This window comes from Aquisalibacillus elongatus (assembly GCF_003843875.1).
Taxonomy (GTDB): domain Bacteria; phylum Bacillota; class Bacilli; order Bacillales; family Alkalibacillaceae; genus Aquisalibacillus; species Aquisalibacillus elongatus.
The window spans coordinates 774407-799775 of the sequence record NZ_RKRF01000007.1 but is presented as its reverse complement, the minus strand read 5'-3'; the positions used below and the strand labels follow the sequence as shown (position 1 = coordinate 799775).

25 protein-coding genes and 1 other annotated feature are annotated in these 25369 nt (G+C 37.6%); all 25 genes read left to right on the top strand.

Going from position 1 to position 25369, the window contains the following annotated elements; translation table 11 throughout:
• Positions 1–29 precede the first annotated feature (29 nt).
• The 25 genes from EDC24_RS04785 to EDC24_RS04665 all read left to right on the top strand — a co-directional run bounded on the left by EDC24_RS04785 (position 30) and on the right by EDC24_RS04665 (position 25360).
• Positions 30–1502, top strand: coding sequence for a UDP-N-acetylmuramoyl-L-alanyl-D-glutamate--2,6-diaminopimelate ligase (locus EDC24_RS04785; protein WP_124220178.1), 1473 nt, complete (start codon positions 30–32; stop codon positions 1500–1502).
• A 3-nt stretch (positions 1503–1505) separates the two neighbouring features.
• On the top strand, positions 1506–2849 hold the full coding sequence (locus EDC24_RS04780; protein ID WP_124220176.1) for a UDP-N-acetylmuramoyl-tripeptide--D-alanyl-D-alanine ligase: 1344 nt from the start codon (positions 1506–1508) through the stop codon (positions 2847–2849).
• 33 nt (positions 2850–2882) lie between these two features.
• Complete coding sequence (gene mraY / locus EDC24_RS04775; RefSeq protein ID WP_124220175.1) at positions 2883–3872, top strand: phospho-N-acetylmuramoyl-pentapeptide-transferase; 990 nt, start codon at positions 2883–2885, stop codon at positions 3870–3872.
• Positions 3872–5215: a UDP-N-acetylmuramoyl-L-alanine--D-glutamate ligase gene (gene murD / locus EDC24_RS04770; protein WP_124220173.1), complete on the top strand. Its 1344-nt coding sequence runs from the start codon at positions 3872–3874 to the stop codon at positions 5213–5215. The genes mraY and murD overlap by 1 nt, the downstream gene beginning before the upstream one ends.
• Positions 5216–5267: 52 nt before the next feature.
• Positions 5268–6374: a stage V sporulation protein E gene (gene spoVE / locus EDC24_RS04765; protein WP_124220171.1), complete on the top strand. Its 1107-nt coding sequence runs from the start codon at positions 5268–5270 to the stop codon at positions 6372–6374.
• Between the two features lie 55 nt (positions 6375–6429).
• Positions 6430–7329: a UDP-N-acetylmuramate dehydrogenase gene (murB, locus tag EDC24_RS04760; protein WP_124220170.1), complete on the top strand. Its 900-nt coding sequence runs from the start codon at positions 6430–6432 to the stop codon at positions 7327–7329.
• Between the two features lie 84 nt (positions 7330–7413).
• Positions 7414–8220: a cell division protein FtsQ/DivIB gene (locus tag EDC24_RS04755; protein ID WP_124220168.1), complete on the top strand. Its 807-nt coding sequence runs from the start codon at positions 7414–7416 to the stop codon at positions 8218–8220.
• Between the two features lie 110 nt (positions 8221–8330).
• On the top strand, positions 8331–9626 hold the full coding sequence (gene ftsA, locus EDC24_RS04750) for a cell division protein FtsA (protein ID WP_124220393.1): 1296 nt from the start codon (positions 8331–8333) through the stop codon (positions 9624–9626).
• A 62-nt stretch (positions 9627–9688) separates the two neighbouring features.
• On the top strand, positions 9689–10825 hold the full coding sequence (gene ftsZ, locus EDC24_RS04745; RefSeq protein ID WP_124220167.1) for a cell division protein FtsZ: 1137 nt from the start codon (positions 9689–9691) through the stop codon (positions 10823–10825).
• 168 nt (positions 10826–10993) lie between these two features.
• The gene (gene spoIIGA, locus EDC24_RS04740) at positions 10994–11914 is read left to right on the top strand and encodes a sigma-E processing peptidase SpoIIGA (RefSeq protein ID WP_124220165.1); all 921 of its coding nucleotides are present in this window, start codon (positions 10994–10996) and stop codon (positions 11912–11914) included.
• Positions 11914–12633 carry an RNA polymerase sporulation sigma factor SigE gene (gene sigE, locus EDC24_RS04735; RefSeq protein ID WP_124220164.1) on the top strand — a complete coding sequence of 240 codons (720 nt, stop codon included), beginning with the start codon at positions 11914–11916 and terminating at the stop codon, positions 12631–12633. Before spoIIGA ends, sigE begins: the two co-directional genes overlap by 1 nt.
• Before the next feature lie 150 nt (positions 12634–12783).
• Positions 12784–13566: an RNA polymerase sporulation sigma factor SigG gene (gene sigG, locus EDC24_RS04730; RefSeq protein WP_124220162.1), complete on the top strand. Its 783-nt coding sequence runs from the start codon at positions 12784–12786 to the stop codon at positions 13564–13566.
• A gap of 75 nt (positions 13567–13641) precedes the next feature.
• The gene (locus EDC24_RS04725) at positions 13642–13893 is read left to right on the top strand and encodes a YlmC/YmxH family sporulation protein (protein WP_124220160.1); all 252 of its coding nucleotides are present in this window, start codon (positions 13642–13644) and stop codon (positions 13891–13893) included.
• A gap of 66 nt (positions 13894–13959) precedes the next feature.
• Positions 13960–14757, top strand: a complete 798-nt coding sequence (gene pgeF / locus EDC24_RS04720) for a peptidoglycan editing factor PgeF (RefSeq protein ID WP_124220159.1) — start codon at positions 13960–13962, stop codon at positions 14755–14757.
• 29 nt (positions 14758–14786) lie between these two features.
• A complete protein-coding gene (locus EDC24_RS04715; protein WP_124220157.1) occupies positions 14787–15470 on the top strand; it encodes a YggS family pyridoxal phosphate-dependent enzyme in 684 nt (227 codons plus the stop codon).
• Between the two features lie 12 nt (positions 15471–15482).
• Entirely contained in the window at positions 15483–15917 is a 435-nt protein-coding gene (locus tag EDC24_RS04710) for a cell division protein SepF (protein WP_124220156.1), read from the top strand.
• An 11-nt stretch (positions 15918–15928) separates the two neighbouring features.
• Complete coding sequence (locus EDC24_RS04705; protein ID WP_124220154.1) at positions 15929–16192, top strand: YggT family protein; 264 nt, start codon at positions 15929–15931, stop codon at positions 16190–16192.
• Between the two features lie 18 nt (positions 16193–16210).
• Positions 16211–16984 (top strand): YlmH family RNA-binding protein, encoded by a 774-nt coding sequence (locus EDC24_RS04700; protein WP_124220152.1) that lies wholly within the window; start codon positions 16211–16213, stop codon positions 16982–16984.
• An 82-nt stretch (positions 16985–17066) separates the two neighbouring features.
• Positions 17067–17588: a DivIVA domain-containing protein gene (locus EDC24_RS04695; protein WP_124220151.1), complete on the top strand. Its 522-nt coding sequence runs from the start codon at positions 17067–17069 to the stop codon at positions 17586–17588.
• Between the two features lie 63 nt (positions 17589–17651).
• Positions 17652–17866, top strand: a binding site (T-box leader).
• A gap of 75 nt (positions 17867–17941) precedes the next feature.
• The gene (gene ileS / locus EDC24_RS04690; protein WP_124220149.1) at positions 17942–20683 is read left to right on the top strand and encodes an isoleucine--tRNA ligase; all 2742 of its coding nucleotides are present in this window, start codon (positions 17942–17944) and stop codon (positions 20681–20683) included.
• Positions 20684–20786: 103 nt separating this feature from the next.
• Positions 20787–21260: a signal peptidase II gene (gene lspA, locus EDC24_RS04685; protein ID WP_124220147.1), complete on the top strand. Its 474-nt coding sequence runs from the start codon at positions 20787–20789 to the stop codon at positions 21258–21260.
• The gene (locus EDC24_RS04680) at positions 21253–22164 is read left to right on the top strand and encodes an RluA family pseudouridine synthase (protein WP_124220146.1); all 912 of its coding nucleotides are present in this window, start codon (positions 21253–21255) and stop codon (positions 22162–22164) included. The genes lspA and EDC24_RS04680 overlap by 8 nt, the downstream gene beginning before the upstream one ends.
• 174 nt (positions 22165–22338) lie before the next feature.
• Entirely contained in the window at positions 22339–22878 is a 540-nt protein-coding gene (gene pyrR / locus EDC24_RS04675; protein WP_124220144.1) for a bifunctional pyr operon transcriptional regulator/uracil phosphoribosyltransferase PyrR, read from the top strand.
• A gap of 225 nt (positions 22879–23103) precedes the next feature.
• Positions 23104–24480 (top strand): uracil-xanthine permease family protein, encoded by a 1377-nt coding sequence (locus EDC24_RS04670; protein WP_124220143.1) that lies wholly within the window; start codon positions 23104–23106, stop codon positions 24478–24480.
• A gap of 16 nt (positions 24481–24496) precedes the next feature.
• Positions 24497–25360: an aspartate carbamoyltransferase catalytic subunit gene (locus EDC24_RS04665; protein ID WP_124220141.1), complete on the top strand. Its 864-nt coding sequence runs from the start codon at positions 24497–24499 to the stop codon at positions 25358–25360.
• The last annotated feature ends 9 nt before the right edge of the window (positions 25361–25369 follow it).

Sequence of the window (25369 nt, the reverse complement as noted above, 5' to 3'; positions counted from 1 at the left end):
TAAATACAACATGAAGGTAGGAGTTTGCCATGTTTTTACATGAGCTAATGCCAGTCCTCAAGGTTTACGACACAGAAAACGTTCCTACCAATCAATTAATCTCAACTATTGAAATGGATTCAAGAAAAGTAGAGAAAGATTCATTGTTTGTTTGTATAAAAGGATTTCAAGCTGATGGTCATGAGTATGTTCGAGAGGCAGAAAAGCGCGGGGCGTGTGCCATTATTGCTGAGAAAGAAATTACATCATCACTCCCCGTGATTTATGTACCTAGCACTCAAAAGGCGTTAGCCATTTTAGCTGACTATTTTTATGGAAGTCCGAGTCAGGAGCTTACGATTATTGGTGTGACGGGAACAAATGGTAAAACAACGACAACCTATTTATTGGATGCAATATTTAAAACGAATGGTAGTCAAACGGCCATCATTGGAACCATTGATATGAAAATCGGCAATGAATCATACAAATTAACAAATACGACACCTGATAGTTTATTTCTGCATAAGCATTTACGGTTAATGAAGCGCAAAGGTGTCGAAACTGTAATTATGGAAGTCTCTTCTCATGCATTACATTTAGGGCGTGTGTATGGAATTCAATTCGATACAGTGGTTTTTACTAATTTAACGCAAGACCATTTAGATTACCATTTAAATATGAATGATTATGCTTATGCTAAATCGTTATTATTTTCACAATTAGGGAATGATTATAAACAGAATAAAATAGCTGTCATTAATCTTGATGACAATTATGCTGAAGCTATGTCTAGAGCAACCCCATTCCCAGTCATGACATATGGATTGTCAGATGATTGTTTTGTGAAAGCGCAACACATGAAGCTCAAAGCAAATCAATCAACGTTTAAAGTGCTAACACCGTTCGACTCATTTACTGTTTCATCCCATTTAACAGGTCGGTTTAATGTATATAATATATTAGCAGCTATATCTGTAGCTATTCATCATAAGATTCCTAAAGAGACCATTATAAAAGCCTTAGGTCAGTCGAAAGGTATTCCTGGTCGAGTTGAATCTGTAGACTTAGGCCAAAACTTTAATGTGATTGTTGATTACGCTCATACCCCAGATTCATTAGAGAACGTCTTAAGTACACTAAGTGATTTGAAACAGAATAGAATTATTACGGTTGTCGGATGTGGTGGAGATCGCGATCGGGGCAAGAGACCGAAAATGGCAGATGTAGCAGTACAGTATAGTGATTTTACAATCTTCACATCGGATAATCCGAGATATGAAGACCCGAAAGATATTTTAAAAGACATGACCGGCCATTTATCACTCGATCAATACACCGTCCTCATCAATCGAACGGAAGCCATTGAGAAAGCAATTGTATGTGCGGCAAAGGATGACATTGTCTTAATTGCTGGAAAAGGTCATGAAACGTATCAAGAAGTTCGAGGAAAAAGACACCGTTTCGATGATCGTGAAATAGCGAGAACCTATATAGAAAAAAGAATGAAGGAGTCATCGTAAATTATGAAGAAATTTAATCTACAATTTTTATCAACTATTTTTCCTAACTACATACAATTAGATCCGGAGAAAGAAATTCATCAAATATCCATTGATAGCCGGAAGGAACAACAGAATCAGTTGTTTATCCCTATTATTGGCGAGCGTTTTGACGCTCATGATTTTATTCCACAAGCTATAGAAAATGGAGCAGTTGCGATTTTATCGAGTCGTCAAGATATAGGTCAAATTCCAGATGATGTGACTGTATTTTACGTAGAAGATACGACAATCGCTTTACAACAACTAGCCACTAGTTATCGTGACTTAGTTAATCCAGTCGTTATTGGTGTGACTGGCTCGAATGGTAAGACGACAACGAAAGAAATAGTTGCCAGTTGTTTAAGAGGCCAATATAACGTTTGGAAAACAGAAGGTAATTTAAATAATCATATTGGCCTCCCACTAACGGTGTTAAGTATGGAACCTAATACAGATGCGTTAGTTGCCGAGATGGGGATGAATTCATTTGGTGAAATTGAACGTTTATCACATATTGTAAAACCCAATTATGGGATCATTACAAACATTGGAACTTCACATATTGAACATTTAGGAAGCCGTGAAGGAATTGCACAGGCTAAACTGGAAATTACAGCTGGTTTTAACGACTCAAGTGTCTTGATTATTGATGGTGATGAGCCATTAATAACCCAACCTCGCCAATTTAAACAGCTAACATGCGGTTTTTCTTCCCAAAATGATTACAGTATTACTGATGTATCGTTAAATGACCATTCGACGGTGTTTAACGTTAATGGTTCCTCATATGAGATTCCGTTATTAGGAAGCCATCAGGCTAAAAATGCTACTTTTGCTTTAGCTCTATGTGATTCTTTAGGGTTAAATGCTGGTGATATTAAACAGAACCTCACGCAACTGAGCCTTCCATCTATGCGATTTGAACAGCAGGAAGGCTTGAATGGTTCAACAATCATAAATGATGCTTATAATGCTTCTGCCACATCTATGATTGCTTCTATTGATGTGATCAAACACATGGATTATAATAAAAAAATTGTTGTACTGGGAGACATTCTTGAATTAGGTGAGTTCTCAAAAGAAGAGCACTATAAAGTAGGACAAGCGATTGATTCAAATATTGATTATGTATTAACCATTGGAGAAGAAAGTCAATATATTTTAGAAGGATTACCAATCAACTATAAAGGCGTACAGAAACATTTTGAGGATAAAAAGACTATGTCAAACTATATCAAAGATATGATAGACTCAGATACGGTAGTTTTATTAAAAGCCTCTAGAGGTCTTCAATTAGAAGAGGTAGCAGAACAGCTAAAGATGTAGACCAATTAATAATGTATTGAAGGGAAGAGAAACATGTTACCACAATCCGTATTATTATTAACCATCGGGATTGCATTTTTGTTTACGGTCATTATTTCACCGATAATCATTCCGTTTTTAAGACGATTGAAGTTTGGCCAAAGCATTCGAGAAGAAGGGCCGCAATCTCACCAGGCTAAATCAGGCACGCCAACGATGGGTGGCGTATTAATTATTTTATCGATTATATTTACGACATTAGTGATGGCGTTCAAATATGAACCTATGACGATGACAAGTGAATTGTTTATATTATTATTTGTTTTAATCGGTTACGGACTAATCGGATTTTTAGATGATTTTATAAAAATTATTAAAAAGCGAAACTTAGGGTTAACGTCAAAACAAAAGATGTTATTCCAGCTATTTATTGCAGTCGTTGTCTATATTGTGCTTCACAATCATGGATTTGATACAACGATCACGATTCCAGGAACGGAATTTTCTATGGAATTCGCTTGGTTCTACGGAATCTTGATTCTATTGATGCTTGTTGGGGCATCCAATGCCGTTAATCTAACAGACGGCCTCGATGGTTTAGTAGCTGGTACGGCCTCTATTGCATTTGCGACCTATGCAGTGATCGGAACCTATCATCATGTCGATCCAGAAATTACAATATTCTCCCTAGCAGTGGTTGGATCACTACTCGGCTTTTTAGTCTTTAACCGGAATCCAGCAAAAGTGTTTATGGGAGACACAGGTTCGTTGTCACTTGGAGCTATTTTAGCGACGATTGCCATCTTAATGAAGTTAGAGCTATTATTAATCATAGTTGGTGGCGTATTTGTTATAGAAACATTATCTGTCATAATTCAAGTTGTATACTTCAAATTAACGGATGGTAAACGAATCTTTAAAATGAGCCCTTTACACCACCATTATGAGTTGTCAGGCTGGTCAGAATGGCGCGTAGTTGTAACATTTTGGTTAGTTGGACTGATGTGTGCAGCACTCGGGCTATTTATTGAGGTGGGAATCTAGTGAAAAAACTAACACATTTTCCATACAATCAAGTTTTAGTGCTTGGGTTAGCCCGAAGTGGTGAAGCGGCAGCACAATTGCTATATGATAGTGAAGTTTCTTTTAAAATTAATGACTTAACACCAATAGAAGATAATCAAGTGGCTCAACGCTTTGATTCTTTAGGTGTTGAAGTAGTGACAGGACATCATCCATTTTCTATTTTGGATAATGTTGATTTAATCGTAAAAAACCCTGGCATACCTTATGATCATAAATTAATTGAAGAGGCTGAAAAGCGTAATATACCAGTTGTGACAGAGATTGAGTTGGCCTATCGATTAATTGACGGTCCAATTATTGCGATTACTGGATCAAATGGTAAAACCACAACGACAACTTTAGTTCACGAGGTTCTAAATCAAGCAGGTCTTAACCCATTAATCGCTGGTAATATAGGTGAAGTAGCTACACAGGTTGCAAGAGTGCAGAGGGAAGGACAACCCGTTGTAATGGAATTATCCTCTTTTCAGCTGAAGGCTGTTCAAGAGTTTAAACCTGATATTGCAGTACTGCTTAATATCACAGAAGCTCATTTAGATTATCATAAAACAATGGATGATTATGTTCAGTCTAAGTTAAATATCACGGCTAACCAAACATCTAATGACATTTTAATTTATAATCAAGATGAAGCTTATTTATCGCGCCGTGTAAAAGATGCTAAAGCTCGATTATGGCCTTTTTCAGTAAAAGGTCATGCGCTTACTTACGTTGAAAACGACGTGATTTATTTTAATGGTGAGAAGGTCATGGATAGAGAAGGCGTTGCATTACCTGGTGATCATAATTTAGAAAATGTTTTAGTAGCTATTTCGATCGGTAAACACTTTGGAGTTCTTAATGAAACTATTGTAAACGTATTAAAAACGTTTACAGGTGTAAAACATCGTCTGCAATATGTTGATACTATTCATGCCCGTCAATTTTTTAACGATTCAAAAGCTACGAATATTTCAGCGTCGTTAAAAGCGATCCGTGCTTTTAATAATCCGATTGTGCTAATAGCTGGAGGCCTAGATCGTGGTAATGAGTTTGATGAATTAGTTAAATCATTTGATTCTGTTAGCCATTGTGTAGTCTACGGACAATCTGCTGAAAAAATTAAACGAGCTGCCGAACGGCTTAATTTTGATTCTGTAACACTCGTTGACAATTTAGAACAAGCAACTAATAAGGCTTACGAATTCAGCCAACCAGGAGACATAATATTATTTTCTCCTGCATGTGCCAGCTGGGATCAATTTAAATCCTTTGAAGAACGCGGGGACATGTTTATTGATTTGGTGCATAAGTTTTATTAGGGGCTTGTCTATCTTTAGCCCCGACTTCTATTGGAGTTAGGGGTGTTTTTTTGTGAATAAAAAAACTGAATCAGGATTGGATTACGTTTTATTAACTGCAGTCATATTATTATTATTAATAGGCGTTTTGATGGTGTATAGTGCTTCATCAGTGTGGTCAGATTATAAATTTGATGATCCTAATTTTTATTTAAAGCGTCAATTATTATTTGCAGTTGTAGGTTTAATCGGTATCTGGGTGATGGTTAAGATCCCTTATTTTAAATGGGTTAACTGGGCTGTGACCATTTATATTTTATGTATATTACTTTTAATTGCATTATTTATTCCTGGAATTGGTATGGTTAGAGGTGGTGCGAATAGTTGGATTGGCGTCGGTGCTTTTAGCATCCAACCTAGTGAATTTATGAAACTTGGACTGATTCTCTTATTTGCTAAAATGCTTCCAACTAAACAGCATGATTTACCTATGTTATTTAAAGGGTTTTTGCCAATGCTTTTATTAATCATTTTTCCATTCGGCTTAATCATGCTACAGCCAGATCTTGGAACTGGTTTAGTTTTGGTTTTAACGGGTATGTTAATTCTGTTCGTCACGGGAGCAAAAATTAATCACTTTATTGGTTTAGCTGTAATGGGGTTAGTTGCTTTAGCCGGCTTAATCATTTCAGCACCATATAGAATAAGTCGTATTCAAGCTTTTTTAAATCCGTGGGAAGATCCTTTAGGTGATGGGTTTCAAATTATCCAATCTTTGTATGCAATTGGCCCTGGAGGTTTAATGGGGCTAGGCTTCGGGAATAGTATGCAAAAATATTTCTATTTGCCAGAACCTCAAACTGATTTTATATTCTCTGTCATCGCTGAGGAATTAGGATTAATCGGCGGGTCTTTCATTTTATTCTTATTTTTAGTGGTCGTTTGGCGAGGTATCTTAATATCCGTACATGCTCAAGACCACTCAGCTTCTATTTTGGCTTTCGGTATCACGTCAATGATTGTAATTCAGGTCATGATTAATATTAGTGTTGTCATTGGCCTTATTCCAGTTACAGGTATTACATTACCTCTTTTAAGCTATGGCGGCTCTTCATTAACCTTAACGTTATTATCAATTGGTATATTGTTAAATATTAGCCGTTATGCGACAATTAAGTAATGAAAAGCCTTATAATAAAGTCTAGATTTAAGATTAATTCAAAGGATGGTCGTACATGCAAGATATAGTCAATAAATTAAACGATAAATCAATTGGAAAAGTATTAGTCGATGAACCTTTATCCAAACATACAACGATAAAAATAGGCGGGCCAGCTGACCTTTTTATTCAGCCAAAATCAATCGATGGCCTCAAAGACGCTTTGGTCATTTTAAACGAACATCATATTCCAATTCGCGTCATTGGACGGGGCTCTAATTTGCTCATTCCAGACGAAGGCATACGAGGCGCTGTCATTCAATTCGGTAAGGGGCTTGATCACCTTGAAGTTGATGGTGATCAAATTTTAGTTGGTGGCGGTTACCCATTAGTCCGATTATCAGCTATCATCAGTCGTGATGAATTAAGTGGATTTGAGTTTGCAGGAGGAATTCCAGGTAGTGTTGGCGGAGGCGTGTTTATGAACGCTGGCGCACATGGATCTGATATTTCAAAGGTACTAGTGAAAGCTCATATATTATTCGAAGATGGAACGACTGAATGGCTATCGAATGAAGAAATGAAATTCGATTATCGAAAATCTGTTTTACAAGAGGAACGAAAAGGGTATTGTATTGAAGCTATATTTCAACTTAATAAAGGAAATAAGCAGGACATTTTAGCCGAAATTAAGAAACATAAAGAGTATAGAAGAGAAACTCAGCCATGGGATTATCCATGTGCGGGCAGCATTTTCAGAAACCCATTACCAAATTATGCAGGAAAACTAGTTGAAGAGCTTGATCTTAAAGGATATCAAATTGGTGGAGCTAAAATTTCAGACATGCACGGTAATTTTATCGTGAATGAAGACGAGGCGTCATATGAAGATGTTATGGCGTTAATAAACTTTATTAAAAAGCGTGTTAAAGAAGAATATGATATTAATATGGTGACAGAAGTAGAAATTCTCTAAATTAAGCAAAAATACCTTATTAATAACTATTAAACTTATGATATAATATTTAAATAGAATTTATATTAAGGGGAAGCTTTTTGAATGGCTGAAAAAAAAGTAGTTTCGATTGAAGATCGAATCCCTCAACTGAAACAATTACGTAAGAAAAAAGCTAATCGACGATTTGTCACTTATTTAATTTTAATTCTGCTTTTAATTTTGGTCATTGTATATTTACAATCTCCTTTAAGTCATATTCAATCAATAAAAGTAGAACAAAATCGAGTGGTATCCTCAGATGAAATCACACGATTAAGCGAACTAAAGACCGATCAATCATTTTGGGGATTTGACCCAGGAGCTACTGAGCAGAAAATTGAAAAACATCTAGAAGTGAATGACGTATCTATTTCTAGAGAATGGTATAATCAAGTGGTGATTGAGGTTAACGAATTTAATAGGGTTGGTTATGTTAAATCAGATGAATTGTTTCATCCGATTTTGGAAAACGGTAATGTGTTAGAAGAAATTGAGTTAAAGGTGCCAAGAGCAGATGCACCGATTTTATATGATTTCTCAGATTCTGACCTTTTACCCCAGTTAACTCAAAAACTATCGCAGCTAGATCCATCTATTGTTCAATTAATCTCAGAGATTCATTGGGACCCTGATGATTCCAATCAGTACCAAGTGAAGATGTTTACAACAGATGGACAAGAAGTGATTGCATCAATTCATAATTTTATAGAAAAAATGGAAGTGTATCCTTCTATCGCATCTCAACTAACAGCTGATATGGAAGGTGTCTTGTATATCGATGTAGGCGCCTATTTTAAACCATATGGTACAGGTGAAGAAGATGTTGAGTTAGAATCAGCTGATTCTGAACAAGAGGATACAGCTTCGTAATTTGTAGAAAAATGTTATTTTTTGAAGTTTGTAGCAGGTATTATCAAAATTATATGGAAATAGTGTATAAGGAATACAACTTGTAGATGCCTTAGTCGGAGGTGCGAATGTTGAATCGTAGTGAAATATTAGTCAGTCTAGATATCGGTACTTCCAAAATCAAAGTAATCATTGGGGAAGTTTCAAAAGATACCATGAATGTTATCGGTGTCGGAGTAGCAGAATCAAAAGGAATGAAAAAAGGTGCGATCGTTGATATCGATCAAACTGTTCATTCGATACAAAATGCAGTTGATCAAGCAGAACGCATGGTGGATATGGAAATCCGTAGTGTGATTGTTAGCATTAATGGTAGTCATATTGATTTACAGGATTGTCATGGAGTCGTAGCAGTTTCCAGTGAAACAAGAGAAATTGCTGATGAAGATATCCAACGCGTGATCGAAGCATCTCAGGTCATGTCCATTCCTCCTGAAAGAGAAATTGTGGATGTTTATCCAAAACAATTTATAGTTGATGGACAAGATGAGATAACGGACCCAAGAGGTATGATTGGTGTTCGTTTAGAAATGCAAGGTACGTTAATTACTTGTGGCCGAACAAATTTACATAATATCTTAAAATGTGTTGAAAGGGCAGGGTTGCAAGTACAAGATATCTGCCTTCAACCACTAGCTTCTGGTGATGTGGCATTATCACCGGATGAGAAAAACTTAGGTGTTGGACTAGTCAATATTGGTGCAGGGAGCACAACGGTTTCAGCTTTTATTGATGGAAATCTTGTTGAAACATCGGTTATCCCATTAGGTGGAGACAATATTACGAAAGATTTATCCATCGGAATGAAAACAACGACAGAAGAAGCTGAAGTCATTAAACAAGACTTTGGACATGCTTACTTAAAAGATGCGATGGAAGAAAATACGTTTAATGTTACGACTATTGGAAGTAAAGAGAAGCAGACATTTAATCAAGTTCAGATTACAGAAATTATAGAAGCAAGACTTGCTGAGATTTATCATTTCGTCCAACAAGAATTTAGACGAATGGGTTTTAGAGACTTACCAGGAGGTTATGTATTAACGGGTGGAGTCATGAGCTTACCTGGAGTTGAAGACTTGGCAAGAGATATATTACAAACCAATGTACGGTTGTCAGTTCCAACACATATCGGTGTAAGGGAACCCCATTTTACCGTTGGTCTAGGTACCTTGCAATTTGCCTATCGTAATGCGAAAATACAAGGTAAAGAATATGTAAGCGGAATAAGTGCTGATACTCATTCAGCACCTAAATCAAATCAGAAAACTAAAGTTGAAGCTAAACCGAAAAACGAGAAAGAGAAAACACGCTCCAAAGATAAAGAAAACTTAGTTAAACGATTACAGAATTACTTTTTCGATTAATCAAGAGTGATTCCTTCACAGAAGCAGAAATGATGAATTTGAAACAATAGGAGGAACAAAAGATGTTAGATTTTGAATCAAATGTAGATCAATTAGCTAAAATAAAAGTCATCGGCTGCGGAGGCGGTGGTTCAAACGCCGTTAATCGAATGATTGAACACGGTGTACAAGGTGTTGAATTCATAGCTGTTAATACAGATGCACAAGCTCTTAATCTATCAAAAGCTGAAACGAAGCTTCAAATAGGTGAAAAATTAACAAGAGGACTAGGTGCAGGCGCTAATCCAGATGTTGGTAAAAAAGCCGCTGAAGAAAGCAAAGAACAGATCGAAGAAGCGCTACAAGGTGCAGATATGGTCTTTGTTACTGCTGGTATGGGCGGTGGAACAGGTACAGGTGCTGCTCCTGTAATTGCACAAATCGCAAAAGAAATTAATGCACTAACGGTAGGTGTTGTGACACGTCCATTCCTATTTGAAGGTCGTAAGCGTTCATCTCAAGCAACAAACGGTGTCGATGAGCTAAAAGAAAATGTTGATACGCTAATCGTCATTCCAAACGACCGCTTACTTGAGATCGTTGATAAAAATACACCAATGCTTGAAGCATTCCGTGAAGCAGATAATGTTCTGCGTCAAGGTGTACAAGGCATATCTGATTTAATTGCTGTACCTGGTCTGATAAACGTTGACTTTGCAGACGTTAAAACGATTATGGCTGATAAAGGCTCTGCATTGATGGGAATCGGATTAGCTACTGGTGAAAACCGAGCTACCGAAGCTGCGAAGAAAGCTATTTCATCTCCGCTATTAGAAACATCTATTGATGGTGCACATGGTGTTCTCATGAACATCTCTGGTGGAGCGAACCTCAGCCTATTTGAAGTACAAGAAGCAGCTGAGATTGTTACATCAGCAGCTGATCAGGAAGTTAATGTGATCTTTGGTTCCGTCATTAATGAAAACCTTAAAGATGAGATTGTTGTAACAGTTATTGCGACTGGTTTTGATGAAAACAAGAAAGAAGAAAGTAATCAAACTTATCAACAAAGACCTGCTTCAAATCCATCTTTCAATAAAAATCAAAATCAACAACAACAAAGCAGACAAGAAACATCATCGACGACGCGTCGTCCTTCATTAGAAGAAGATACATTAGATATTCCAACGTTCCTTCGAAATCGTAATCGTGATCATTAATTAATTAGTAAACCTGTGAGCACTAGCTCTCAGGTTTATTTTTTTAGTTATGCTCAATCATGACAAAACATTGCAAAATTAGATGTAAAAAAGGCCGAAAAATTGACATAATTTTTCGGCCTTCTTTTTTATACTTTAATATAACTAAAAGATTTAGTTCTATTAAGGATGACGAATGTGCAAATCTATCTCGATTTAATTTGGGCACTAAATCTATTATTTGATTGGTTAGTTTTGCTCGTTGTGGGCTGGTTATCACGCATGCCGTTTTCGCATAAAAGAATTTTTATTGCGAGCTTTTTTGCCTCATTAATTATTCCTTTGTCATTTGTTCCCGCTTTGGACTGGCTTAATTTTCCAATCGTTAAACTAGTGTACTCCTTCGGGATCATATTAATCGCTTTTCGTTTTATAAATATAAGTCGATTCATAACGTATTTTTTTAGCTTTTATTTAGTCAATTTCACGATTGGAGGTGGCTTATTTGGCTTACATTACATACTTCAGTCGCAAGAAGTGTCCTTGCCCTGGCTAAACCATATAGCATACGGAAATTTAGTCAGTTGGATTTTTGTCCTAATCGGATTTCCAATCTTTTTATGGTTTACGAAGGACCGACTTCATTACTTATCCGTCATCAAATTGCGTCACGAACAACTTTATGATGTGGTCGTTCAGTTGGATTCAAACAGAAAGTTCCATTTGAAAGGATTTTATGACACAGGAAACCAGTTAACACATCCGTTAACCCAAAAACCGATTATGCTCATTGATGAACAAACGGGAGTTGATTGGTTTGGTGATAAAAAAATAAATAGGTTAAAGCAAAAGGATGCCACGTATGACGAAGCATTACAAGTTGAATATATACCACTCAAAATGGCCGGAGGTGAACAAGATACAATCCCAGTTTTTCAAATTCAACATGTCGGTATTCGAGTAAATCAATATATGCACATGACAAAAAGAGTGTATGTGGGCATTCACTTTGGAGAGTTCTCTAACAGAATAACATACAACTGTTTACTACATCCATTGTTATTACAGTCGAAAAATACAAAAGTACAACATGTGAAAGGAGTAATTTGATGAAGCGAGTTTGGTATCATATAAAATCATTTTTCTTATCGATTATTATAAAAATAAAAGGCGATCCAGATGAAATCTATTACATTGGTGGAAGTGAGGCACTACCGCCACCACTGTCCAAAGAAGAAGAGAAAGAGATGCTTGACCGAGTCAAGGAAGGTGACCCAAAAGCAAAATCTAAGTTAATTGAACATAATTTAAGACTTGTGGTTTATATAGCGAAAAAGTTTGAAAATACCGGTATTCATATTGAAGACTTAATTAGTATAGGTTCAATCGGGTTAATTAAAGCTGTTAACACTTTTAATCCTGAGAAGAATATTAAGTTAGCAACGTATGCTTCAAGGTGCATAGAGAACGAAATACTGATGTACTTAAGGCGAAACAACAAGCGTAAGACGGAGATTTCTTTTGATGAACCGTTAAATGTTGATTGGGATGGCAATGAGTTGTTACTATCAGATGTTTTAGGTACTGATGAAAATATCATTACAAAAGATTTAGACCTGTCTGTTGATAAAAACTTACTAAAATCGGCATTATCAACTTTGAATGGCCGCGAAAAACAAATTATGGAAATGCGTTTTGGTCTTAGCGGAAATAAAGAACAAACACAAAAAGATGTAGCTGAGCAATTAGGAATATCTCAATCTTATATTTCTCGCTTGGAGAAAAAAATTATTCGCCGATTAAAACGCGAATTTAATAAAATGGTATAGTTTGTAAAGCCTATTGTTTAACGGATTTTTGTGTTTTTTGTTAAATAATCAATACAAATATAATATTTTGAAAATGATATAAACCGCATAAAAAATCCCGTACTGGAGAAACTTTAAACTGAACATCATCTCCAAACGGGAGGGGCACATATGTCGAGACATAAAGTTGAAATATGCGGTGTTGATACATCAAAGTTACCAGTATTAACAAACGAGGAAATGCGTGAATTATTTAGAAGAATGCAAGCTGGAGAGTTAGATGCAAGAGAAGAGTTAGTGAATGGTAATTTAAGATTAGTATTGAGTGTCATTAAACGTTTTAATCATCGTGGAGAGAATGTCGATGACCTGTTTCAGGTCGGATGTATTGGTTTAATGAAATCCATTGATAATTTTGATTTAAGTCAAAATGTGAAGTTTTCAACATATGCAGTACCGATGATTATTGGGGAGATTAGACGTTATTTACGAGATAATAACCCAATACGTGTTTCGCGCTCTTTAAGAGATATTGCTTATAAAGCTTTACAAGTTAAAGAGCAACTGATGAGTAAAACGTCAACAGAACCTACGACTCAAGAGATTGCTCAAGAGATGGACGTGCCACAGGAGGATGTCGTATTCGCACTCGATGCGATTCAGGATCCCGTGTCATTATTTGAACCAATTTACAATGATGGCAGTGATCCAATTTTCGTTTTGGATCAATTAAAAGATGAGAAACAAAAAGATTCATCTTGGATTAACGACTTAGCGATACGTGAAGGCATTAAAGGGTTGAACGATCGTGAGAAGCTAATCATTAACCAACGCTTCTTTGAAGGAAAAACGCAAATGGAAGTCGCCGATGAAATTGGGATTTCTCAAGCACAAGTATCCCGTTTAGAAAAGTCAGCAATAAAAGAAATGAATAAAAATGTGTTAGAAAGCTAATCACAATAGCCTCTGATTTCAGGGGCTATTTTTTTATGTTTTCTCATATTATGTATGACAAAGGGGTGATTTTTCATGCTATTATCTGAGCTTCAAACGAAAGATATTATTAATGTAGAAAATGGCGAAAAGATAGGTTTTATTAATGACCTAGAATTAGATGTAACCGTAGGCGTGATCTTAGCGCTTGTTGTTCAAACGAAAGGCAAATGGTTTGGGGTGTTCGGTCAAGAGGAAGAAATTTTAATTAGATGGGCCCATATTGATACGATTGGTGAAGATGTTATATTAGTTAGAATGCCAAGAGTCCAACAACGTTTAGAGTAAAGATTTATGAAGAAAAAGACTACGAATTATGATAAAATAAGGGGTAACAATTAAGGAGCGATTCTTGTGGACGTACTAGAATTAGAACAAAACAAATTTTTAAGAATTAAACCTTGGGATCACTCCCCCATAACAGCAGGTTTTTCGATTAGAAAAGGTGGTTATAGCAAATCGCCATATGATTCTATGAATTTAGGTATTCACGTTCAGGACAACCGAGAAGATGTCTTACTTAATCGAAAGAATTTTAGTGAGTGGATTCAGTGTGATTTAATGGAATGGAAGTCCTTAAATCAAGTACATAGTCGTGATATTATAGATTTATCAGAAGAACCTGATTTAACACTTTATCATCACGAGCAACCAAAAGTAGATGCTGACGGATTAATTACGAATGAACCCACACATGTTTTAACGGCTTTTTATGCTGACTGTGTACCATTATTATTTAAATCAAAAGATTCCAATTGGGTCGGAATTGCCCATGCGGGTTGGAAAGGTACTGTGCAAGAAATTGGCACTCATATGACGAAGCGATTTAAAGAAAAAGGGGCTAGTCCTGAAAACCTTGAAGTCGTGATTGGTCCTTGCATATCGAAAGAGCATTATGAAATCGACCAGCGTGTCATCGATCATATTCCGGAAACGATTCATCATGAGGTATTAACACCTACTTCTGATGGTCATGCTCAATTAGATTTAAAGCGGTTAAACTTCAGATATTTGGTCGATGCTGGTGTTAAAGAAGCGAACATTCATATCACAGAATATTGTACTTATCGTGATGAAGATCTATTCTTTTCACATAGAAGGGACCATGGTATAACCGGAAGAATGATGGCATTTATTAAAATTAATGAATGAACTAAAAGATGCAGCCGAGGGGATGGAGTATGACTTTACAAAATCGATATGAAAATCTTAACGAGCGTATTCGACTTGCATGTGAAAGGTCGAACCGCCATGCTGAAGATATACAAGTTATTGCAGTCACGAAATATGTCTCTGTTGAAACTGCCCAAAAGGCTGTTGACTTGGGTATTAAGCATTTAGGAGAAAATCGTTTAGACGGCTTTTTCAAAAAGTATGAATCGATTGGAAATAACGTTACGTGGCATTTCATTGGAACATTGCAATCTCGCAAAGTAAAAGAAGTCATTCATTATGTTGATTATATTCATTCACTTGACCGGCCATCACTCGCAAAGGAAATTAATAAACGTGCCGATCAAATAGTTCCATGCTTTGTCCAAGTTAACACTGGCGGAGAAGAATCCAAGCATGGGTTAGACCCAGATGAACTTGAATCTTTTATTGAAAAAATGAAATTGTATCCTAATATTAAAGTTATTGGCTTAATGACGATGGCGCCGTTAACGGAAGATGAGACTGTTATACGGAATTGTTTTAGGTCTTTACGGGAAATGCGTGATCATATCCAGAGTCAACAATTTTCACACGCGCCATGTACATATTTATCAATGGGAATGAGTCAGGACTTTGAAATTGCCATAGAAGAGGGAGCGACTCATATCAGAGTTGGATCTAGCCTAGTTGGGAATGAGAAAAAGAATTAAGGAGGCTAAATCATGGGATTTAAAGATAAATTCAAATCATTTTTTGAATTCGATGAATATGAGGAAGTAGAAGAAGCAACACATTCTGAACGTCCGCATTCTGAAGAACGAGCGGTTCAGCAATCTAAACAGAATAAAGATAATATAGTAAGTCTATCATCTGTACAAAATGATGCGAAAATGGTCTTGTGCGAACCGACCGAATATGATGAAACGCAGAATATGGCGGACTATTTGAAAAAACGGCAGTCAATTGTCGTGAACTTACAGCGCCTTGATACACAAACAGGCCGTCGCGTCGTCGATTTCTTAAGTGGGACAGTCTATGCATTAAATGGCAATATACAAAAACTAGGACAACAAACATTTTTATGCACACCAGAACACGTTAATATATCGGGCAATATCACAGAACTATTTGATGAAGAAGAACAATTTAGAAGGTAGGTTGTTGAAAAATGGAATTTATAGCGATGATTATCATTAATGGGTTACAAATCTATTCATTTGCATTAATTGCTTACATTATAATGTCTTGGTTCCCTGGAGCTCGTGAATCGTCAATCGGACAATTTTTAAGTTCTATTTGCGAGCCATTCTTAGAGCCGTTTAGAAAAATCATTCCACCTTTAGGTATGATTGATATTTCACCAATTGTTGCTATTTTAGTTCTTAACTTAGCTGTTCAGGGTGCACAAGTATTATTTTTTAGTATGTTCTAATTGTAAGTGAGGGAATACATGGATATTTATCAGCACTTTAGACCAGAAGAACAATCGTTTATTGATCAAGCTTTAGATTGGAAAGAACAAGTTGACGTTCAATATAAAACAGTTGTCACTGATTTTTTGGATCCTAGAGAACAAACGATTTTTGAATCTATTATAGGTAAGCAAAGTGATATGCAGCTTTTATTTTATGGTGGATATGGACAGGCCGAAAGAAAGAAAGCCATCCTTGCCCCATTTTATGAATCAGTAGAAAATGATCAGTTTCATATCACACTATTAGAGGGAACATATAACCAAAAGTTTGTTAACTTATCTCACCGAGATGTCTTAGGTACCTTAATGTCATTAGGGATCCAACGGAAGAAGATTGGGGACTTAATCGTAGATGACGGTGTCTTTCAAATTTTGATTGACGAAGAAATTGCGATTTTTATCCAAATGCAGTTAACAAAAATAAAAAATACGTCGATAACATTAAAAGACGTTTCTTTAGATCATATCACCAAACAAGACCATCATTGGGCAGAACGAGAAACCACCGTTTCGTCGACGAGATTAGATGTGATCTTAAAAGACATTTATCAAATCTCTAGACAGAAAGCCCAAGATTATATCAAGAAAGAAGCAGTCAAAGTTAACTACCGAGTTGTCAAAGATGCTTCTTTTACTTTACAGCCTGGTGATTTAATCTCCGTTCGTACAAAGGGTCGAAGTAAATTGTTAGATATTTTAGGAGAAACGAAAAAAGGTAAAATAAGAATTCGTGCTGCTAAGTTAATATAGAAAACTTTGCAGGATTTTATATTTTATTGTCGAATATGTTTATATATCTTGCGACGTATGAGTACTAAAAGGGGGCTAAAAGATGGGTTTAACACCATTGGATATTCATAATAAGGAATTTACTAGAGGCTTTCGTGGCTATGATGAAGATGAAGTAAATGAGTTTCTAGATCAAGTCATTAAAGATTTTGAAAAGGTTATTCGTGAGAAAAAGGCTCTAGAAGACCGTGTGGCTGAACTAGAAGAGAAAAATGGTCATTTTAATAACATAGAAGAGACGTTAAATCGTTCTATACTAGTTGCGCAGGAAACAGCTGACGAAGTTAAAAACAACGCGAATAAAGAAGCGAAGCTAATCATTAAAGAAGCGGAAAAGAATGCCGATCGCATCGTTAATGAAGCTTTAGCTAAATCACGCACGGTCTCGATGGAAATCGAAGAGCTTAAGAAACAAGCGAAAGTTTTCCGTACGCGTTTGAAGATGTTAGTTGAAGCACAACTCGATATTATTGATAATGATGATTGGGAAGATTTATTCCAAATTGAAACAGGAGAAGAAGAGGAAGAAGATCAACGTTTAGATGAATATTCAACTTCTGAATAAAATCTCTTGACTGTAATCGCATTTTTCCATATAATTTCATATCGTATAAGAATAATCATATGTTTGAAAACGAAGATGGGAACAGTACTTAAAAGACCAACGTTTTAAGCGAGCCAGGGATGGTGTGAGCCTGGTAGCGACCTTTTAGGGAAGATCATCCCGGAGTTCCTTTTTGAAAGCAGTAAAAAAGGACGGTTCATTCACGTTAAGAATGTTAAGTGGAGTGGCTATTAGAGCTACTCAATGAGGGTGGTACCGCGAGCTTTCTCGTCCCTGTTTGGGAATTGAGAAGGCTCTTTTTTTATCTCGTTTTCCGTAAACAACCGAACGTTAATGATTAAAGGAGGATTTAGATGAGTTATAAGGAAACGCTATTGATGCCGAAGACCGAATTTCCAATGCGCGGTAATTTACCGAAACGCGAACCCGAAATGCAGCAGCATTGGGATGACGAAAACATTTATCAAAAAGTTCAAGATCGCACGAAAGGCCGTCCGTTATTTGTACTACACGATGGACCGCCATATGCGAATGGTGATTTACACATGGGCCATGCGCTAAACAAGATTTTAAAAGACTTTATCGTGCGCTATAAATCCATGGCAGGTTTCCACGCGCCGTATGTACCTGGCTGGGACACACACGGTCTACCGATTGAAGTCGCTTTAACGAAAAAGAAAAAAATTGACCGTAAAAAAATGAGTGTCGCTGAGTTTAGAAAGCTTTGCGAAGAGTATGCGCTTGATCAAATTGACCGTCAGCGTGAACAGTTCAAGCAATTAGGTGTTCGCGGGGATTGGGAAAACCCATATATCACACTAAACCCTGAATTTGAAGCTCAACAAATTCGAGTGTTTGGCGAAATGGCGAACCGTGGCTATATTTATAAAGGGAAAAAACCTGTCTATTGGTCTCCGTCATCTGAATCAGCTTTAGCAGAAGCCGAAATCGAATATCAAGATAAACGCTCACCATCGATCTATGTTTCATTTGATGTTACAGACGGAAACGGTGTCTTAGATGGCGATGAGAAGTTCGTTATCTGGACGACAACACCTTGGACGATTCCGGCAAACTTAGCGATTGCCGTTCATCCGGAGTTAGAATATGCTGTCGTTGACAATCAAGGTACAAAATACGTGATTGCACAAGACTTATTGGAAGAAGTATCTGAAAAAGCTGAATGGGAAAGCCCTGAAGTCGTGAAGACTCTCCAAGGTAAAGAGCTTGAACGTGTCGTTACCAAGCATCCATTCTACGACCGTGATTCACTCGTTATCTTAGGTGATCACGTTACAACAGAATCAGGTACAGGATGTGTACACACAGCACCTGGTCATGGTGAGGATGACTTCTGGATTGGTAAACAGTACGGGTTAGATGTCTTATGTCCGGTAAATGAAAAAGGGGTCTTTACAGAAGAAGCTCCTGGCTTTGAAGGGCAATTTTATGATAAAGCCAATAAAGAAATTACAGAGAAGTTAGAAGAAGTAGGGGCTTTATTAAAGCTTGAATTCATGACACACTCATACCCACATGACTGGCGTACGAAAAAGCCAACGATCTTCCGTGCGACATCTCAGTGGTTTGCATCAGTAAAAGATTTCAGAGATGAACTTCTACAAGCAGTTAAGGATGTTAACTGGCACCCACATTGGGGCGAGATTCGTATGCACAACATGGTTAAAGACCGTGAAGATTGGTGTATTTCTCGTCAACGTGTTTGGGGTGTGCCTATTCCAGTATTTTATGGTGAAAATGGCGAGCCAATTATTACTGAAGAAACGATTGATCATGTTGCGAACTTATTTAAACAGCACGGGTCAAATGTCTGGTTCGAATATGAACCAAAAGATTTACTACCTAAAGGGTTCACACACCCATCTAGTCCGAATGGTGAATTTACTAAGGAAACGGACATCATGGATGTTTGGTTTGACTCTGGTTCCACACACCAAGGCGTCTTAGTCGAACGCGATGATTTAAATCGTCCGGCTGACTTATATTTAGAAGGTTCTGATCAGTACCGTGGTTGGTTTAACTCATCACTTACAACATCCGTAGCTGTCACTGGTAAATCACCTTATAAAGGAATCTTAAGCCACGGCTTCACACTAGATGGCGAAGGCCGTAAAATGAGTAAATCACTTGGTAACGTGATGGTTCCTTCTAAGGTCATGAAACAGCTAGGGGCTGACATTTTACGTTTATGGGTAGCAAGTACGGATTACTCAGGAGACGTACGTGTATCAGATAATATTTTAAAACAAGTAGCAGAAGTTTATCGTAAGATCCGTAATACGTTCCGTTTCTTACTCGGAAACTTACACGATTTTGACCCAGCAAAAGATGCTGTAGCTGAAGCAGATCTAGAAGAAGTCGATCGCTATATGCTTATTCGTTTGCAAGAGACAATTCGCAAAGTACGTAAAGCTTATGATGACTATGATTACTCAACGATTTATCATACGATCAACAATTTCTGTACCGTTGATCTAAGCTCGTTCTATCTCGACTTTGCGAAAGATATTTTATATATCGAAAAAGCTGATGATCATCGTCGTCGCAGCATTCAAACGGTTTATCATGAAATGATCGTTGCTTTAACGAAGTTAATGTCTCCAATTCTGTCTCATACAACAGAAGAAGCTTACCAATATATCCCAGGGGTTGAAGAAGAAAGCGTTCAACTCACAGATATGCCTGAAGCAAGAACCGTACAACACGAAGCAACAATTAAAGAAAAATGGGAAGACTTCATGGCAATCCGTGAAGACGTCCTAAAAGCACTTGAAGAAGCACGTGCAGATAAAGTTATTGGTAAATCATTAGAGGCTAAAGTGACGATTGTTCCAAAAGACGAAGCGACCATGGACCTCCTTGAATCCATGGAACACTTGCATCAGTATTTAATCGTATCAGAAGTTGATCTAGCTGAAAGTCACAATTTAGCAAAATCGTATGAACGCGTGTCCGTCGCCGTTGAAAAACACGAAGGTGAAAAATGTCAACGTTGCTGGGTTGCATCTCATTCCGTCGGAAAAGACGAACAACAGCCTGATTTATGCGAACGTTGCGCAGATATTGTAGGTTAATAAGGAAAAGAGTCCTGACTTGGTCAGGGCTCTTTTTGTTTATCGTCTAATTTTAAAATTTGTGGTAAAATGCAATAGGATAGATTGTAATGGAGGTTGCGAAGTGAGATATTACATAATTACACTTATTATTATTATATTAGATCAACTAACGAAATGGTCAGTGGCCAGTTCCATGAAGCTTTATGAATCAAAAGAGGTGATACCGGGTTTTCTTAGTATTACTTCGCATCGAAATTCTGGAGCCGCTTGGGGGATTCTAGAAGGACAGATGTGGTTGTTTTATATTGTTACGGTGATTGTCATTGGTGTGATTATTTATTACATGCAATTGTACAAAGATAGTTACCCATGGTTGATGGTTGGGTTTGCGTTTATATTAGGAGGAGCAATTGGTAATTTTATTGATAGGGTCTTTTTACAAGAAGTGATTGATTTTATTGATGTGATGATTTTTGCTTATGATTTTCCAATTTTTAATATTGCAGATTCGGCTTTAACGGTGGGTGTTGTTTTGGTGATTGTTATGATGTTAATCGATGAAATGAAAAATAAGGGAAAGAATGCGAATGAGTAAACAACAATTTGAAATTACGGAAACTTATCAAAATCAAAGGATCGATAAAGTGTTAACGGATTTGAATGAAAATGCATCGAGAAGCCAGGTGCAATCTTGGATTAAGGATGGCCTTGTATTGGTTGACGGTGAGACCGTTAAAAGTAACTATAAATGCCAATTAGGAAATCACATCGAGTGGGAAGAGCCAGAAGTACAAGAGCTTGAAATCGAACCTGAGAATATTCCACTTGATATTGTGTATGAAGATGAGCATTTGTTAGTTGTTAATAAGGCAAAAGGCATGGTCGTTCACCCGTCGCATGGACACCGAACAGGGACTTTAGTTCATGCGTTGCTTTATCATTGCGATGATTTGTCTGGAATAAATGGCGTGTACCGGCCAGGGATCGTTCATCGAATTGATAAGGATACAAGTGGACTTTTGGTCGTCGCTAAACATGATCAAGCGCACGAGCGATTATCCGATCAATTAGCTCACAAAGACATAAAACGTCAATACGAAGCGATTGTTCACGGCAGGATTGATCATGATAAGGCAACGATTGATGCGCCAATAGGACGCGACCCTAACGATCGTCAGAAAATGGCAGTCGTCGAAAACGGAAAGCCTGCCGTGACTCATTTTTCAGTCGTTGAGCGTTTTGATCAATTTTCGCATGTCTATTGCGATTTGGAAACCGGAAGGACGCATCAGATTCGTGTTCATTTCAAATATATTGAACATCCATTAGTAGGTGACCCAAAATACGGTCGCCGAAAAACATTAGACGTACAAGGTCAGGCTTTACATGCTAGAAAATTAGCGTTCACACATCCGATGACAGGTGAAGAGATAAGTTTTACGAGTGAACCGCCTGACATTTTTAAAGAAACATTAGACCAAGTTGCAAAATTGTATTGACATTATTCGCAAAAGCTTTTAGTATTAGTAATTAGAATAAAAAACCTTTAAGCTTAGTCCAGAGAGGCTAACAAGGTGACGATGAGATCGGTAATTAGGGATTCGTGTATCTAAACCCTCTTTTGTCACCTTGTGGGCAAAAGAGGGTTTTTTATGTAAGTGAGGAGGGGTGTTATGAATGAAAAGACACAACTGTTAGACGAAGCAGCGATTGCGCGAGCGATTAAACGGATCTCCCACGAAATTATTGAGCGCAACAAAGGAACCGATGACTTAATACTAGTTGGGATTAAGACTCGAGGTCTACCGCTTGCAAAACGAATTCAGAAAAACATCGAGCAGATCGAAAATGTCACCGTGGATACAGGCGAGTTAGACATTTCGTTGTACCGTGATGATTTGTCGAATCGTGACACAGTCGATGAGGCGACGGTGAATCAAACTAATATCCAGCAAGATATCGCAGGCAAAAAAGTCGTTTTGGTCGATGATGTGCTTTATACCGGGCGAACAGTAAGAGCAGCAATGGACGCGGTTATCGATTTAGGAAGGCCGAAGAACATTCAACTAGCAGTCTTAGTCGATCGCGGCCACCGTGAATTACCGATTCGAGCTGATTACGTTGGTAAAAATATTCCGACCTCACAAGATGAAGTCATTAAAGTGCATTTTGAGGAATCCGATGAAGTGGATCAAGTTAGTATTTATGAATAATTAAATATTAAACCTTTAAATTTAGTCCAGCGAGGCTAGAAAGGTTGTGAACGTAAGCTTGTGAGCCGTAGTATGCACAAGTATACCTCTTTGCGACCTTTCGCAAAGAGGTTTTTTTATTGGATGTTAAAACCTGCGTGTAAAGTCAAAAAACCTGCAGGTAAATTAGAAAAACATGCTGATAAAGCTCAAAAACCTGCGGGTAAAACGATTAGGGGGATAAAAATGAACGCAAATGAGAAAGTATTAGACGTAAGAGATGTACCGAGTTGGAATAAGTGGCTGATCTTAAGCTTACAACACTTATTCGCAATGTTTGGAGCGACGATTTTAGTACCGTTTTTAACTAATATGTCACCAAGCGTGGCTTTAATTACGAGTGGTCTTGGAACGCTCAGTTACTTAATAATTACGAGAGGAAGAATTCCGGCTTATTTAGGTTCAAGTTTTGCGTTTATTACACCGATTACGATCGCGACTCAAGTTGAAAGCTTGGCCGGTGCGATGGTGGGGGCCTTCTTAGTTGGTATAGTCTACGGGGTTGTGGCGCTGTTAATCAGGTTAGTTGGTGTCGATTGGTTACTCAATATATTACCACCAGTTGTCGTTGGACCGGTGATTATGGTCATCGGTCTTGGACTTGCGCCAACAGCGATTGATATGGCGATGAACGACGCGGATGGGAATTATAGTCTGACGTTCATTGGCATCGCTTTATTGACCTTAACGATTACTATTGTTGCTTCTGTCTTCTTTAAAGGAATTTGGAAAATAATCCCGATTTTAATTGGGATAGTCGTTGGTTATGTTTTTGCCTTACTCATAGGAGTTGTTGATACATCAGGAATTAAAGCAAGTTGGGGCGAATTGATGAATGCGAATTCTATCGGCGAGTTTTTCGGAGCCGTCTTCGCAAAACCTGAATTCTTGATTCCATTTGTCGACTTCTCACCACTAGATGTCATTAGCTGGTCGATTGTGGGGATCATGGTTCCAATCGCTCTTGTTACAATTACCGAGCATATTGGCGACCAAATGGTGTTATCGAAAGTAACCGAAAAGAATTTTATTAAAAAACCAGGTCTACACCGTTCAATCTTAGGTGATGGTGTAGCGACGGTGATTGCGTCGATGCTGGGTGGACCACCAAATACAACGTACGGTGAAAACATTGGTGTCCTTGCGATTACAAGAGTATTTAGCGTGTTTGTGATTGGAGGAGCTGCGGTGCTAGCAATCTTCTTCGGCTTTATCGACATTATCGCAGTTGTTATTGAATCAATCCCGACGCCAGTTATGGGCGGTGTGTCCATTCTATTATTCGGTATTATCGCATCGAGTGGTTTAAGAATGTTAATAGATAATAATGTTGATTTAGGACAGAACAGAAACTTGATTATTGCATCCGTCATTTTAATTATTGGGATTGGTGGTTTGTACCTCGAAGTACAATTGCCGAACTTTGACTTGCAAGTATCAGGTATGGCGCTCTCAGCCATCATCGGAGTGTTCTTAAATTTAGTTTTACCAGGTAGAGAAAAAGCATCAGAGAATCGTGAACGTATGTTTGAAGCGGACGCTGAAGAACGCCAAGCTAGCTGATGAGAGGGTGAATGAATTGAATCTATTATCGATACAGGATTTATCGACAGACGAAATTCAAAGATTGTTAGAACAAGCTGAGAAAATACAGAAACAGCAGGATCATCCTTACCTTAACAAAACTGCAGCCTTGTTATTTTACGAGCCATCGACACGCACGAAAATGAGCTTTGAGATGGCCTGTATCAACTCAGGTGTGAATATTCTATCATTCTCACCTGAGGCTTCTAGTGTCACGAAGGGTGAGTCCCTTTATGACACGGTTAAAACAGTCGAAGCTATTGGGGCAGATTTTGTGGTCATCCGTCATCCAAATGAGCGGTATTACGAAGAGCTTCAAGACCTTTTAATTCCGATTATCAATGCGGGTGACGGAACGGGCGAGCATCCGACTCAAAGTCTATTAGATTTATTGACGATTAAGCAGGAATTTGGTTCATTTGAAAACTTGAATGTTGCCATATGCGGTGATATTTTGCATAGCCGTGTGGCGAGGTCCAATGCTTATGCGCTAGACAGGCTGGGTGCAAAGGTTGCCTTTGTATCCAAACCTGAATGGCAAGATCAATCTCTACCATTTGACTATTTGAGTATGGATGAAGCCGTCAAACATGCCGATGTCCTGATGTTGTTAAGAGTACAAAAAGAACGGCATAAACTTTACACAGAAGATTATGATTACCTGGAGCAATACGGTCTTACCGTTGAACGAGAAAAACAAATGAAACAGAACAACATTATTATGCACCCAGCACCGGTCAATCGAGGCGTTGAGATCGACTCACGCTTAGTTGAAAGTAACCGTTCAAGAATCTTTAAACAAATGGAAAATGGTGTCGCGATGAGGCAGGCCATTATTCAAGCATGTTTATCTATCTAAAGGAGGCGT